Below are 14,590 nucleotides of genomic sequence, written 5' to 3' on the forward strand. Positions count from 1 at the left end.
TTATGCCCCCACGCGCAGGTCGCGGCGAGCGTTGAGGTAATCGGCAGCGGTGATCGCCTTGCCGCCTTCACGCTGCAGCACGCGCAGGCGCAGCGCGCCCTGGCCACAGGCAATGTCGATGCCGTCGCGGCCGGCGGCCAGCACGGTGCCCGGCGCCTGGCCGTGGTCTGCCTCCAGTGCCACCGCACCATGGATGCGCACGCGTTCGCCAGCCAGCGTTGCCTCGGCGATCGGCCACGGATTGAACGCGCGCACGGTACGCGCCAGCGCGTCGGCGTCCTGCGCCCAGTCCAGCCTGGCTTCGGCCTTGTCCAGCTTGTGCGCGTACGTCACGCCCTGTTCCGGCTGCGGTCGCGCGATCGGCTTGATGCCCGCGCGCAGCAGGCCCAGGCCATCAGACAACACCTGGGCACCAAGCTCGGCCAGCTTGTCGTGCAGCTGGCCGCCGGTATCGGTGGCGGCGATCGGCAGCTCCTGGTGCAGCAGCACCGGGCCGGTATCCAGGCCAGCCTCCATCTGCATCAGGCACACCCCGGTCTTCGCGTCACCAGCCTGGATCGCACGCTGGATCGGCGCAGCGCCGCGCCAGCGCGGCAGCAGCGAGGCATGCACGTTCCAGCAACCATGGGTCGGGATGGCCAGTACTGCCTTGGGCAGGATCAGGCCATAGGCCACCACCACCATCAGGTCCGGCTGCAGGTCGCGCAACTGCTGCTGGGCGGCCGCGTCCTTCAGCGACTCCGGCTGGTAGACCGGAATGCCACGGGCCACGGCTTCGAGCTTGACCGGCGAAGGCGCCAGGCCACGGCCTCGGCCGGCCGGGCGATCAGGCTGGGTATAGACGGCCACGACCTCATGGTGGCGCGCAGCCGCGCGCAGCGACGACACCGCGAATTCCGGCGTACCGGCAAAGACAATCCTCATGGCTACCCCACTTGCAGGATGGATTCGTGCAGGAAAGAAAACGGCGCCGTCGGCCGGCGCCGTAGAGCCCGCGCGAGCCGCGCAGGCACGGGCCACCCGAAGGGTGGCCCGGATTGGCGATCACGCCACGTGCTTGCGCTGCTTGGCCAGCTTCTTGCGCACCATCTCGCGCTTGAGCGGCGACAGATAGTCGATGAACAGCTTGCCGTCCAGGTGATCCATCTCGTGCTGGATGCAGGTGGCCAGCACGTCACCAGCCTCCATCTGCTGTTCCTGGCCGTTGCGGTCCAGGTACTTCACGGTGATGGTGTCGGCACGGGTCACGTCGGCGAAGATGCCCGGAACCGACAGGCAGCCCTCCTGGTACACCCGGCCCCCGTCCTTGGCGACGATTTCCGGATTGATGAACACATGCGGTTCATTCTTTTCTTCGCTGACGTCGATGACCATGAAGCGCTTGTGCACGTCCACCTGGGTGGCGGCCAGGCCGATGCCCGGGGCGTCGTACATGGTCAGGAACATGTTGTCGATCAGTTCCTGGAAGGCCGGCGTGGTGACTTCGGCAGCTTCGATCAACGCGGCCTTGGTACGCAGGCGCGGATCGGGGAACTCGAGAATGGGGAGAAGGGCCATGGCTGTTTCCGGATAGGGGGCCGGCACGCCGGCATACGTCGCAGATTCTAGCTCCAACGCTTGCCTTGCGCCCCGGTTTCTGGACTATAGTGCGCGGACCTGTTGGGGAATCAGGGCTTCACACCTATGTTGCTTCGTTTTCGTACGGTCGTCGCCGCGGCGATGCTGACCGTGGCTGCCTATGCTACCGCCGTGGAAGTGAATGGCGGGCACCCGGACACCTATGTGGTCCGAAAAGGGGATACGTTGTGGGATATCGCCGCACGTTTCCTGCAGAAGCCGTGGCTGTGGCCGGAGATCTGGCAGGCCAATCCGCAGATCGCCAATCCGCACCTGATCTATCCCGGTGACGTTCTGAGCCTGGCCTACCTGGACCGGGTAACCGTGGCGGCCCGGCCCGGCCCACGCCAGGAGGCCCCGATCGACGCCATTCCGCTGGCCCAGGTCGAGCCGTTCCTGAAGCAGCTGAGCGTGGTCGACAGCATCGAGCAGCTGCCCTACGTGGCCGGCCTGGAAGAGGAACGCCTGCGTGCCACCAGCGGCCACGCCGTCTATGTGCGCCTGGCTGACGCCCAGGTAGGCCAGCGCTGGGCGGTTGTCCGCCCGACCGTGCGCTACGCCCAGCCCAAGCCGACCGAGGACCTGACCGCCAACGGCGACGTCACCCCGGGCAGCGGCAACCTGTGGCGCGCCTACAGCGCACCCAACCACCGCCGCGGCGTGCTCGGCTATGAGCTGGCCCAGGTCGCCACCGGCACCATCACCCATGTCGCCGGAGGCAAGGTCGAGGCGTCCACCCTGGTGCTGGACAAGAACGAAGGCGGCCGTGAGGTGCGTGCCGGCGACCGCCTGGTGCCGATCGAGGCCAGGCCGTACGACCTGCAGTTCGTGCCCCATGTCCCCGCCGCAGGCGTCGAGGGCGTCGACGTACGCGTGCTGGCCGTCACCGACATGTTCACTGCCGGCGGCCCCCGCGACGTGATCGCGATCTCGGCTGGTCGCACGCAGGGCGTGGACAATGGAACCGTGTTCTCGCTGTGGCGCCCGGGCCGCCATGTGGCGCACCGCATGAAGTACCCGAACTCGTCGCGCACGGACGATTCGCTCAGCACCGGCGCCGGCCGGGTCTCGCTGCCGGACGAGTACGCGGCGCATGCCATGGTGTTCCGCACCTTCGACAATGTCAGCTACGCGCTGGTGATGCAGGGCGTGAAGCCGGTGCGCGTGGGGTACAACGCGCTGCACCCGGACGCGCGGTAGAGTCGACTGTTGGTCGACTGCTCTTCACCACCCCCCCGAAAGCGCCCGCGCTGCGCGCGGTAGTCGACTGACAGTCGACTCTACAGGGGCGGTCTCCGGCAAAACCTGACAGCCACATGCGAAGGCGCCCTAGGGCGCCTTTGTTGCATGCGCTCGATAGTGGGGGAATGACCAAGCAAGCTGATGAGGCGCTGCTGCGCCTGGTGATGGCAGGCGGCGCGCTGGCGCCACGGCGGTCCCTGCTGCAGGCCGCGGGCAGCGCGGAGGCCGCGATCGCGCAGGGCGCCGCGAACTGGCGCGCGCACGGTTGCACGCCAGAGCAGTGCGCTGCACTGGAACACCCCGACGCCCGCGCCTGGACCGTGGCGCGGCACTGGCTGGAAGACGACGACCACCATCTGCTGTCCTTTACCGATGCGGCCTTTCCGCCGCCCCTGCTGGACGTCCCGAACCCGCCACTGGCGCTGTTCGTGGCGGGCGATCCGAGCCTGGCCTGGCGCCCCTCGGTGGCGCTGGTCGGCAGCCGCTCGCCAACCCCGGGAGGACGCGCGCTGGCAGCGCGCTTTGCCGGCTGCTTCGTCGAGGCCGGACTGGCCGTAACCAGTGGCTTGGCGGCCGGCATCGACGCGGCCGCCCACCTGGCCACACTGGAGGCAGGCGGCTGCACCGTGGCGGTGATCGGAACCGGCCCTGATCGGGCCTATCCGGACAGCCACCAACGGTTGCAGGGGCGGATCGCCGCCGAGGGCGCGGTGCTCAGCGAGTACCTGCCCGGCACACCGGCACGCCCGGGCCACTTCCCCGCGCGCAACCGCCTGGTGGCCGGGCTGGCGCTGGCGACGGTGGTGGTCGAGGCCGCGCAACGCTCCGGCGCCCTGATCACCGCACGGCTGGCTGCCGAGGCGGGCCGTGAAGTCTGTGCCCTGCCCGGCTCGGTACTCAACCCACGCGCAGCGGGCTGCCACCGGCTGATCCGTGAAGGGGCCGCACTAGTCGAGCGCCCCGAGGAAGTGCTGGAACTGCTGGCCCCTGCCCTTCGCCAGCAGCTGCCGGGCTTGCAATCACGGCTGGGCACCCCCACTGAACAGGCACCGCCGGCGCTCCTGCCGGCGCGCTGGGCCGACGACCCTGACTACCAGTGCTTGTGGCGGGCCCTGGACCACGACCCAAGCAGTATGGATTCACTGATCACACGCTGTGGATTGACGGCGCCCCAGGTGTCCTCCATGCTGCTGGCCATGGAACTGGCGGGAATCGTGGTGTGCGTACACGGCCGCTACTGTCGAACTCCCTAGTTTCTTCACCTCCACAGCGTCGCGCGACGCAGGCCGAGGGGCAATGAAAGAGAGCATCCTGGACGTACTGCTGTACCTGTTTGAACACTATTTCAGCGAAGACGCGGACCTGATCCGTGACCGCGATTCGCTCCAGAACGGCCTGATCCAGGCCGGTTTCAGCCCAACCGAGATCAACAAGGCGTTCGACTGGCTCGACGCCCTGGCCGCGCAGCGGCCGAGCGTGGCCCAGGCACGGGTCGACGGCCCCGTGCGCGTCTACCACGGCCCCGAGCTGGACAAGCTGGACGTGGAATGCCGCGGCTTCCTGCTGTACCTGGAACAGCACGGCATCGTCGACGCCGACCAGCGCGAACTGGTGCTGGACCGGGCGATGGCCCTGGACCAGGACGAACTGGACCTGGACGACCTGAAATGGGTCGTACTGATGGTGCTGTTCAACCAGCCTGGCTCCGAAGCGGCCTATGCCTGGATGGAGACGCAGATGTTCATGGACGAGCCAGAACCCCTGCACTGACCGTACACTTGGGGGCATAGCGCATTCAGGAGCGTCCCCGTGAGCGAGTGGTTCCATGCAGAAGGCAACCGGCAGCAAGGTCCGCTGCCGGCGGAACAATTGGTCGAGCTGTTCCGCAACAACCAGATCACCCTGGACACCCTGGTCTGGCGCGACGGACTGCCGCAATGGCAGCCGTTGCGCACCGTCGTGGACGAACTCGGCCTGATCGTGCCGGCGCTGGACGCCGCCGTACCGCCGGTCGAACCCGAACCGGAACCGGAACCCGTCGCACCGCCTCCGCCGCAGCCGCCGGTACTGCCGGCGTCCACGCCCTACGCCGCCAGTGCATCGGCCACCGTCCTGCCGGCACCGAAAAAGAAGCTGTCCGGCTGTGCGCTGACCGCCATCATCGGTGGTGCCCTGTTGCTGGTACTGGTCCCGATCGTGGCCATCCTGGCCGCCATCGCGCTGCCGGCCTACAACGACTACACCGTGCGCAGCAAAGTCGCCGGCGCCGTGGCCGCGCTGCAGCCGCTGAAGGACCAGGTGCAGCATTTCGCCGATGACGAAGGGCGCTGCCCGGGTGCCAATGACGCCGGCTTCCCGGCCCCGGGCGACTTCGCCAACGCGGGCCTGTCGGCGGTGAACATCGGCCGCTTCAACAACGGTCACTGCGGCATCGAAGCAACGCTGGCGGTACCAGGCAAGGGCATCGACGGCGACCTGCTGTGGCTGGAATACGATCGCGACAGCGGCCGGTGGGAATGCAGTGGCGAAAGCAACGACAAGTACCTGCCGCCGACGTGCCGCGGCTGAGCCACGCGCACGCCAGCACCTCCAAGGATGATTCAACAGGGAACATGCAATGACTGAGTGGTACTACGCCGAAGGACAGCAACGCCAGGGCCCGCTGCCGGTCCAGGAGATCCGCCAGCGCTTCCAGCGCGGCCAGTTGAACCTGGACACCCTGGTCTGGCGCGAGGGCATGGCCCAGTGGGCTGCACTGCGCCAGGTGGTCGACGAGCTCGGCCTGCAGACGCTGGCCGATGCCACCACTGCCACCAGCAGCGGCGGGTTCGACCTGCGCAGCGACTATGCCGCCATCGACAGCGGCACCGCACCGCTGCCCGGCACCGGCGCGCTCAGCAGCTCGCCATACAGCGCTCCAGCCGCCGTCGGCAGCGGTGGCCACGCACAGCCTGTGGTTGGCGGTGAAGTGGTCTACGCAGGCTTCTGGAAGCGCGTGGCGGCCTACATGATCGACTACTTCGTGCTGGTCATCCCCGGCAGCATGATAGGAGCCATCCTCGGTGCGATCCTGGGCGCCAGCATGGGCGCGGTGGGCAGTGGCGAATCAGCCATCGAGATCGTGGCCCAGCTGGCCAGTGCCCTGATCAACCTCTGCATCGGCATGGCGTACTACACCTGGTTCCATGCCTCGAAGGGCGGCGCCACGCTGGGCAAGATGGCGGTCGGCATCAAGGTCGTCCGCGGCAACGGCGAGCGCCTGACCAAGGCCCGCGCGTTCGGTCGTTACTGGGCCATGCTGCTGAGCAGCTTCACCCTCGGCATCGGCTTCCTGATGGCGGCCTTCACCGAGCGCAAGCAGGGCCTGCACGACATGATCTGCGACACTCTGGTGGTCGACCGCTGGGCCTACACCGACCAGCCCCACCTGCAGCGCCGCGAGCTGGGCACCGTCACCGTGCTGGTACTGGTGTTGACCGCAGTACTGTCGCTGGTGGGCCTGGCGCTGCTGGTGTTCGCGGTCGGCTTCATCGCCAAGATGGCCTCCTGAACGGCCATCCTCACGGCTGGCTGCTTGACACGGGCTGGCCGGGCGTGATTCCTCTAATAAGGTGAAACCTGAACGCCCGGCACATTACCGGGCGTTCAGTTTATGGATTTGCGCGTGGCCGCTTCACTAATGCGGCCATTTGCTCCACCCTAGCGGCCCCTTCCCCACGGTTCGCCCCACAGACCCTGCTGCCATGCCCAAGCACCTGCTCATCGTCGAATCGCCGGCCAAGGCCAAGACGATCAACAAATACCTCGGCAAGGACTACACCGTCCTGGCCTCGTATGGGCATGTGCGTGACCTGATTCCGAAGGAAGGCGCGGTCGACCCGGACAACGGGTTCGCCATGCACTATGACGTGATCGACAAGAACGAGAAGCACGTCGACGCGATCGCCAAGGCCGCCAAGGGCGCCGACGACATCCTGCTGGCGACCGACCCGGATCGCGAGGGTGAAGCGATCAGCTGGCATATCGCCGAGATCCTGAAGGAACGCGGGCTGGTCAAGGACAAGCCGATGCAGCGCGTGGTGTTCACCGAGATCACCCCGCGCGCCATCAAGGAAGCCATCAGCCAGCCGCGCGCGATCGCCAGCGACCTGGTCGATGCCCAGCAGGCGCGCCGCGCGCTGGATTACCTGGTCGGTTTCAACCTGTCGCCGGTGCTGTGGCGCAAGGTCCAGCGCGGCCTGTCCGCCGGCCGCGTGCAGAGCCCGGCGCTGCGCATGATCGTCGAGCGCGAGGAAGAGATCGAAGCCTTCATCGCCCGCGAGTACTGGTCGATCGCCGCCGAGTGCGCGCACCCGTCGCAGCACTTCAACGCCAAGCTGATCAAGCTGGACGGGCAGAAGTTCGAGCAGTTCACCATCACCGATGGCGACACCGCTGAAGCGGCGCGGATGCGCATCCAGCAGGCCGCGCAGGGCTCGCTGCACGTCACCGACGTGGCCAGCAAGGAGCGCAAGCGCCGCCCGGCGCCGCCGTTCACCACCTCCACCCTGCAGCAGGAAGCCTCGCGCAAGCTCGGCTTCACCACCCGCAAGACCATGCAGGTGGCGCAGAAGCTGTATGAAGGCGTGGCGATTGGTGACGAAGGCACCGTCGGCCTGATCTCGTACATGCGTACCGACTCGGTGAACCTGTCGCAGGATGCGCTGGCCGAGATCCGCGACGTGATCGCCCGTGATTACGGCATCGCCTCGCTGCCCGACCAACCCAACACCTACCAGACCAAGTCGAAGAACGCCCAGGAGGCGCACGAAGCGGTGCGCCCGACCTCGGCCCTGCGCACCCCGGCCCAGGTCGCCCGCTTCCTCACCGACGACGAGCGCCGCCTGTACGAACTGATCTGGAAGCGTGCAGTGGCCTGCCAGATGATTCCGGCCACGCTCAACACGGTCAGCGTCGACCTGTCGGCCGGCAGCGAACACGTGTTCCGTGCCAGCGGCACCACCGTGGTCGTGCCCGGCTTCCTGGCCGTGTACGAGGAAGGCAAGGACAACAAGAGTGCCGAGGACGAGGACGAAGGCCGCAAGCTGCCGGCGATGAAGCCCGGCGACCGCGTGCCGCTGGAACGCATCCAGGCCGAACAGCATTTCACCCAGCCGCCGCCGCGCTACACCGAAGCGGCGCTGGTGAAGGCGCTGGAAGAGTACGGCATCGGCCGTCCCTCGACCTACGCCTCGATCATCCAGACCCTGTTGTTCCGCAAGTACGTGGAAATGGAAGGGCGCAGCTTCCGCCCGTCCGATGTGGGCCGCGCGGTGTCCAAGTTCCTGTCCAGCCACTTCACCCAGTACGTGGATTACGACTTCACCGCCAAGCTTGAAGACGAGCTCGATGCAGTCTCGCGTGGCGAAGAAGACTGGATCCCGTTGATGTCGCGCTTCTGGGAACCGTTCAAGGAACTGGTCGAAGACAAGAAGGAATCGGTCGACCGCGCGGAGGCCAGTGGCGCGCGCGAGCTCGGCACCGACCCCAAGACCGGCAAGCCGGTCAGCGTGCGGTTGGGCCGTTTCGGGCCCTATGCCGCCATCGGCAGCACCGCCGAAGATGCCGAGGAGAAGCCGAAGTTCGCTTCGCTGCGCCCTGGCCAGTCGATGCACACCATTTCCCTGGAAGACGCGCTGGAGCTGTTCCTGATGCCGCGTGCACTGGGCGAGGACAACGGGGAGCCGGTCAGCGTCGGCATCGGCCGCTTCGGCCCGTTCGCCAAGCGCGGCAGCACCTATGCCTCGCTGAAGAAGGAGGACGACCCGTACACCATCGACCTGGCCCGCGCCGTGTTCCTGATCGAAGAGAAGGAAGAGATCGCGCGCAACCGGATCATCAAGGAGTTCGAGGGCAGCGACATCCAGGTGTTGAACGGCCGCTTCGGCCCGTACATCAGCGACGGCAGGATGAACGGCAAGATCCCCAAGGATCGCGAACCGGCGTCGCTGACCCTGGCTGAAGTGCAGCAGTTGATGGAAGAAACCGGCAAGCCGGTGCGCAAGGGCTTCGGTGCCAAGAAGGCCGCTGCAAAGAAAGCCCCGGCCAAGAAGGCGGCAGTGAAGAAGGAAGCGGCGCCGAAGAAGGCCGCTGCAAAGAAAGCGCCTGCCAAGAAGGCCGCGGCCAAGAAAGCAGTAAAGAAGGCCGCCGCGAAGAAGGCCCCGGCGAAGAAGGCCGTCAAGAAGGCCGCGAAGTAACTCCACGCCATACGTGGATGAGGGGTAGTGCCGGCCGCTGGCCGGCAACCCCAGAAGCATCACATGCCGGCCAGCGGCCGGCACTACCGGGTGCCAGGGTCCACCCCTTCTGCACGCAGCAGGGGGATAATGAAGGCCCACGCCGGGCCGGTCGCCGCCATGAAAGAACTCACCCTGGACTCTGCTGTCGCCACGCTCCGCGCGGGCGGCGTGATCGCCTACCCGACCGAAGCGGTCTGGGGCCTGGGCTGTGACCCTTCGCACGAGGCGGCGGTGCACATGGTGCTGCGACTGAAACAACGCCCGATCGAAAAAGGCATGATTCTGGTCGCGGCCGATCTGGCGCAGCTGGAAGGCTGGGTGCGCCTGCAGGCCCTGCCGGACGCACGCCAGCGCGCGGTGCTGGCCAGCTGGCCCGGCGCCAACACCTGGATCCTGCCGGCCGGACCCCGTGCCCAGCCGTGGGTCACCGGGGAGCACAGCGGCATCGCCGTGCGCATCAGCGCCCACCCGCTGGTGGCCGAACTCTGCCGTGCCTGGGGAGGCCCGCTGGTCTCCACCAGCGCCAACCTGGCCGGCGAACCACCGGCGCGCCGCCGCGAAGAACTGGATCCACGCCTGCTGCGCCTGCTTGATGGCATCCTGGATGGCGAAACCGGCGGCCTGGCCCAGCCCACCCCGATCCGCGACGCGCTCAGCGGCAACGTGCTGCGCTCCTGAGCGGTCGATTGCGCTGCCCCGGACAATCGCGCACCCTGCCGTCATGAACCTGCTGCGCACCGCTTTGGGCCTGTGCCTGCTGCTGCCATCGACGGCACCGGCGGCCGAGGATGTGCGGGTCTACCGCTGCGTCGCCAGCAACGGCGCCGTGGCCCTGCAGGACAGGCCCTGCAACAGCGGCCGCCAGGAAGTCCGCGACCTGCAGCGCCCGCGCGATCCAGCGCCGCGGGTGGTGCGCAGCGATGCGCCGCCCGCACCGCCGGACGAATCTCCGGTGATGCGTGACCGCGAGGTCCGCCACGTCTACATCCAGCCGCCGCAGCCGCTGTACGAATGCGTGCGCGACGATGGCCAGCGCTATACCAGCGACAGCAACGAGGGCAATCCGCGTTGGGTGCCGTTGTGGACCAGCGTCTGGCTGCCACACGGGCATCGGGGCCCATCGTACCCGGGTCCGCGCCCGGCCATCGGCACACCGATCGGTCCGCCCGTCGGCGAGGGTCCCGGTTACCGGCCGCCCGCCGTCGGCGTAGGCGTGCAGGTCCCGGCCGGCAGCGTGCTGGTGCGCGACAGCTGCCACGCGCTGCCGCCACAGGAGGTCTGTGCGCGCCTGCGCGACCGCCGCTGGGAACTGGACCGTCGCTACAACAGCGCTTTGCAGAGCGAGCGCACCGCCATCAGCAACGAACAGCGTGGCATCGACGCGCGCCTGTCACGCGACTGCCAGCTTTGAGCGCAGCCTGTACGCTGTGAGCATGAACAGACTGATCTGGTTGCTTCTGGCGCTGCTGCCCGGAAGCGCGTTGGCCGAAGAGGGCGTGATCTACCGCTGTACCTCCAGCAGTAGTGACGTCCCTACCCTGCAGCGCACGCCGTGCCCCACCGGCAGCAAGCAGCAGGTGCTGCGCGTGCCCGGCCCGGCCAACCCGCAGCCGGCTGCCGCTGCACCTGTGGCTGCGGAACCTGCACCCGCCCCCGTCGAAACACCCGCGCCGGTGCCGGCCGGACCGGCCGTTGCCCCTGCGGCCCCAGCGAAACCACGACGCGCGGACGAAGGACGCACCATCATGGAAGCGGGAATGGTTGAACGCGAAGGTGCCAACCAGATTCTCGACAGTGCGACCCTGCGCCGTGATGCCGATGCCCGTGCCGAAGCAGGCAACGGTCCACCGAAGCCGCCGCTTCCCCCGATCTTCCAGTGCACCGATGGACAGGGCGGTGGTTATCTGCACGAGTACGAGGCATCACCTGGTCGCTGCGAACCGATGACGGTGCAGGGCCTGGGTGGGGTCACGCCGATGAACGCGGCCGGCTGCGAAGTCGTACGCGACCGCTGCGAGGAACTTCCCGAAGCACAGCGATGCGGCAGCTGGCAGCAGCGCTTCCGCGATGCCCGCGGCCGTGAACGCTTCGCCGCACCGGAAAACCGCGATACCGCGCGCGGTGAACGCGAGCGGCTGCAGGCGGTGTTGGAGGCCAGCAACTGCCCGGTACCGGGGTGACCGCCACCCGGTAGTGCCGGCCGCTGGCCGGCAACCACAGGATCTTCAGATGATTGCAGTTGCCGGCAGCGGCCGGCACTACCCGCTGAAAGATCAGAACCCGTAGCGCAGGAAGCCGCCATCCACCGCGATGCACTCACCGGTGACATAGCTGGCTGCCGGCAGGCAGAGGAAGCCCACCGCGGCGGCCACTTCCTCCGGCTCGCCGATACGACGCATCGGCGTGCGGTTGATCACTTCCTCGTAGTAATCCGGGTCCGACAACGGACCGGAGGTCCGCCGCGTGCGGATGTACCACGGCGCCACTGCATTGACCCGGATGCCATCCTCGGCCCACTCGACGGCCAGGTTGCGGGTCATCTGGTGCATCGCGGCCTTGCTCATGCCGTAGACCACGCCGCTGCGCACATGGGTCAGGCCGGACACGCTGCCGACGTTGACGATCGACGACGATGCGTGGCGAGCCAGCAGCGGATGCGCGTAGCGCGACAGCTCGAACGCCGAGAACAGGTTGGTCTCGAAGATCTTCCGCCATTCGTCCTCTGAATACTCCGTGGCCGCCTTGGTGACGTTGCCGCCAGCATTGTTGACCAGGATGTGCAGGCCATCACTGTGGTCTTCCACCCAGTCCAGGATCTGCCGGCGGTCCTCGTCGTCGGAGACATCGGCGGCCAGCGCGTGCACCTGCATCTGCGGATACACATCCAGCAGCTCGTCGCGCGCGGTCTCCAGCATGTCGATATCGCGCCCGACGATCATCAGGTCCGCGCCGAAGCCGGCCAGTTCGTGCGCGATGGCCAGGCCGATACCGGCGCTGGCACCGGTGATCAGGGCGGTCTGCCCGTCCAGGCGCCACCGTTGCTGGGTCATGTTTCCTCCGGGGCCGCGCCCGCTGCATTTCGATGCGGCAAGGATACGCGCTCACGGCGGCCCTCTGCCGAGGATGCGACACTGCACGTACGCCCACTGCGGAGAGCCGCCATGCGCATCCTGACCCTGTTCTCGTCCCTGCTGGCCGGCGTGCTGCTGGTGGCCTGCCAGCGGCCGCCGACGCCGAACCCGGAGAAGCCACCGGTGCCCAAAGCGATGTCGCGTGCGATGCAGGAACCGCTGGACCGTGCGAAGGACGCAGGGAAGGCCGTGGAAGAGGCCGCCGCACGCGAACGCAAGGCCGAGGCCGACGCGACGCAGTGACCTGTGGGGTCAGAGCCCTTTGCGGGGCAAAGGGATCCGACCCCACCAACGAAAACGCCCGGCCAGGGCCGGGCGTTTTCATTCGTCACCGCTGCCGATCAGAACCCGCAGAAGCAGTAGGCCAGCGCCTTCACCGGCGTGCCGTTGCCCTTCTCGCGCGCCGCGTTCTCGACAAAGCGCAGCTGCGTATCCACTTCCGGCATCGTGCGCGCCAGCACCATCCGCGCCATGCCCGAGTCGGACAGCATCCAGGCGCCGGCACGGCTGCCGGCGAAACCGCTGACAAACTGCGCGAACGGCGTTGCCGCCTTCTCGATGTAGCGCACGCGATAGGCATCGGCCTTGCCCAGCTTGGCGCGGCTGGCGGCATCGGCCACGGCATCCTTCAGGCCACCGAAGGCATCGACCAGGCCACGTTCCTTGGCCTGCGCACCGCTCCACACGCGGCCACGTGCCACTTCGTCGACGGCCTCGACCGGCTTCTTGCGGGCGTCGGCGACGCGACCGGTGAAGTCGGCGTAACCCTTGTTGATCACCGACTGGATGACCTGGCCCACGGCCGGATCCATCGGGCGGGTGACATCGAACGCACCCGCGAAACGGGTGGTGCCGACACCATCGGTGTGCACGCCGATCTTGTCCAGCGCGCGGCTGAAGTTCGGCACCATGCCGAAGATGCCGATCGAACCAGTGATGGTCGACGGATCGGCATAGATGCGATCGGCATTCATGCTGATCCAGTAGCCACCGGAGGCGGCCAGGTCGCCCATCGACACCACCACCGGCTTGCCGGCGGCCTGCAGGGCCACCACTTCGCGGCGGATCTGCTCGGAGGCGAACACTTCACCGCCCGGCGAATCCACGCGCAGCACCACCGCCTTCACGTTCTCGTCGTCACGCGCGGCACGCAGCAGCGCCGAGGTCGATTCGCCACCGATGCGGCCGGCCGGGAGATCGCCGCCGCTGATTTCGCCGGCGGCCACAACCACCGCTACCTGCGGACGGTTGTCCACCGGGTTGCGGCGCGCATCGAGCTGGCCCAGGTAGGTGCCGAAGTCGACGTTGCGGAAACCACCGTCGGCATCGTCGTCGGCCACGCCGCGCTCGATCATCAGATCCTCGAACTCCTCGCGGGTCTTCAGCGCGGTCACCAGCTTCTGCTGCAGGGCGAACTTGGCCAGGTCGCCACCGGCGGCAGCGATGCCTTCCGGCAGCGTGTCGATGCCGGCGGCCAGCTGTGCCGGGTCCAGGCGACGCGCCTTGGCGATGTCCGCCAGATAGCGCTGCCACACGTCGTTCATCCAGAACAGGTCGGCTTCCTTGGAGGCCGGCGAGGCCGCATCGAGCACGTACGGCTCGGCCGCGGACTTGTACTCGCCCACCTTGAACAGGTGCACGTCCACGCCCAGCTTGTCCTGCAGGCCGGTGCGGAAGTACTGGCGGTAGCGGCCCAGGCCCTCGAGCACCACCGACCCCATCGGATCCAGGTAGACCTCGTCGGCCTGTGCGGCCAGCAGGTACTGCGACTGGCCCATGCTCTCGCTGTAGGCCACCAGCTGCTTGCCGGAGGCACGCAGGTCCTGCAGCGCGGTGGCCACTTCACGCAGCGAAGCGAAGCCGGACGGCTGCAGCTTGTCCAGCTCCAGCACCACGCGCTCGATCTTCTTGTCTTCCTTGGCCGACTCGATCACCCGCAGCAGGTCGCGCAGCTGGATCTCTTCGGCGCCGTTGTCGCCCACCGCCTTGGCCAGTGCACGGCTGACCGGGTCGGCGCTGAACTGCTCGACCAGGCGACCTTCCGGGGCGATCACCAGGGTGGTGCGATCCTGCAGTGACTTGCTGGCACCGGCACCCATGCCCGCCGCGATGACGAACATCACCAGCAGCAGGAACAGCAAGCCGAAGAACAGCAGGTTGAGGATCAACCGGCGGGTGAAGTTCATGACGTCCCACAGCCCGATGAAGAAACTGGCGACGGGGTTGCGACGCGCCGGGGGCAGCGGGGGCACGGGTTGATTCATGGAACGCTCCGGATGGCTTCTTGCCGTGGTACCAGCATAGCCGGTGCCGCGTGATGCA

Annotated in this window: 14 protein-coding genes; 10 read left to right on the top strand and 4 right to left on the bottom strand. The window is 67.6% G+C overall.

Annotated features, from left to right (window positions below; all coding sequences use genetic code 11):
* Positions 1-924, bottom strand: coding sequence for a methionyl-tRNA formyltransferase (gene fmt, locus CKW06_RS20690; protein WP_024957899.1), 924 nt, complete (start codon positions 922-924; stop codon positions 1-3).
* Positions 925-1,044: 120 nt separating this feature from the next.
* The gene (def, locus tag CKW06_RS20695) at positions 1,045-1,557 is read right to left on the bottom strand and encodes a peptide deformylase (RefSeq protein WP_005411192.1); all 513 of its coding nucleotides are present in this window, start codon (positions 1,555-1,557) and stop codon (positions 1,045-1,047) included.
* A 126-nt stretch (positions 1,558-1,683) separates the two neighbouring features.
* On the opposite strand from def, the gene CKW06_RS20700 reads away from it, so the two are divergent.
* The 9 genes from CKW06_RS20700 (at position 1,684) to CKW06_RS20740 (ending at position 11,317) form a co-directional block, all read left to right on the top strand.
* The gene (locus tag CKW06_RS20700) at positions 1,684-2,817 is read left to right on the top strand and encodes a LysM peptidoglycan-binding domain-containing protein (RefSeq protein ID WP_005414604.1); all 1,134 of its coding nucleotides are present in this window, start codon (positions 1,684-1,686) and stop codon (positions 2,815-2,817) included.
* Positions 2,818-2,984: 167 nt separating this feature from the next.
* Positions 2,985-4,112, top strand: coding sequence for a DNA-processing protein DprA (dprA, locus tag CKW06_RS20705; protein ID WP_024957898.1), 1,128 nt, complete (start codon positions 2,985-2,987; stop codon positions 4,110-4,112).
* A 43-nt stretch (positions 4,113-4,155) separates the two neighbouring features.
* Positions 4,156-4,629, top strand: a complete 474-nt coding sequence (locus CKW06_RS20710; protein ID WP_024957897.1) for a DUF494 family protein — start codon at positions 4,156-4,158, stop codon at positions 4,627-4,629.
* 39 nt (positions 4,630-4,668) lie between these two features.
* Positions 4,669-5,427 carry a pilin gene (locus CKW06_RS20715; protein WP_005414606.1) on the top strand — a complete coding sequence of 253 codons (759 nt, stop codon included), beginning with the start codon at positions 4,669-4,671 and terminating at the stop codon, positions 5,425-5,427.
* A gap of 49 nt (positions 5,428-5,476) precedes the next feature.
* On the top strand, positions 5,477-6,409 hold the full coding sequence (locus tag CKW06_RS20720) for an RDD family protein (protein WP_024957896.1): 933 nt from the start codon (positions 5,477-5,479) through the stop codon (positions 6,407-6,409).
* Between the two features lie 193 nt (positions 6,410-6,602).
* The gene (locus CKW06_RS20725; protein WP_005411198.1) at positions 6,603-9,095 is read left to right on the top strand and encodes a DNA topoisomerase I; all 2,493 of its coding nucleotides are present in this window, start codon (positions 6,603-6,605) and stop codon (positions 9,093-9,095) included.
* A 129-nt stretch (positions 9,096-9,224) separates the two neighbouring features.
* Entirely contained in the window at positions 9,225-9,815 is a 591-nt protein-coding gene (gene tsaC, locus CKW06_RS20730) for an L-threonylcarbamoyladenylate synthase type 1 TsaC (protein WP_005411199.1), read from the top strand.
* A gap of 43 nt (positions 9,816-9,858) precedes the next feature.
* Positions 9,859-10,548, top strand: a complete 690-nt coding sequence (locus tag CKW06_RS20735; RefSeq protein ID WP_024957895.1) for a DUF4124 domain-containing protein — start codon at positions 9,859-9,861, stop codon at positions 10,546-10,548.
* Positions 10,549-10,570: 22 nt separating this feature from the next.
* Positions 10,571-11,317 carry a hypothetical protein gene (locus tag CKW06_RS20740; RefSeq protein ID WP_005411201.1) on the top strand — a complete coding sequence of 249 codons (747 nt, stop codon included), beginning with the start codon at positions 10,571-10,573 and terminating at the stop codon, positions 11,315-11,317.
* Positions 11,318-11,410: 93 nt separating this feature from the next.
* Here the strand turns inward: CKW06_RS20740 and CKW06_RS20745 are convergent, their stop codons facing one another.
* Positions 11,411-12,187, bottom strand: a complete 777-nt coding sequence (locus tag CKW06_RS20745) for an SDR family oxidoreductase (protein ID WP_005411202.1) — start codon at positions 12,185-12,187, stop codon at positions 11,411-11,413.
* A gap of 111 nt (positions 12,188-12,298) precedes the next feature.
* Here CKW06_RS20745 and CKW06_RS20750 point away from each other — a divergent pair, with 111 nt between their 5' ends.
* Entirely contained in the window at positions 12,299-12,511 is a 213-nt protein-coding gene (locus tag CKW06_RS20750; protein WP_005411203.1) for a hypothetical protein, read from the top strand.
* Positions 12,512-12,609: 98 nt separating this feature from the next.
* Here the strand turns inward: CKW06_RS20750 and sppA are convergent, their stop codons facing one another.
* Positions 12,610-14,532 (bottom strand): signal peptide peptidase SppA, encoded by a 1,923-nt coding sequence (gene sppA, locus CKW06_RS20755; RefSeq protein ID WP_005411204.1) that lies wholly within the window; start codon positions 14,530-14,532, stop codon positions 12,610-12,612.
* Positions 14,533-14,590 lie beyond the last annotated feature (58 nt).

It is taken from the genome of Stenotrophomonas maltophilia, from assembly GCF_900186865.1.
Lineage (GTDB): Bacteria > Pseudomonadota > Gammaproteobacteria > Xanthomonadales > Xanthomonadaceae > Stenotrophomonas > Stenotrophomonas maltophilia.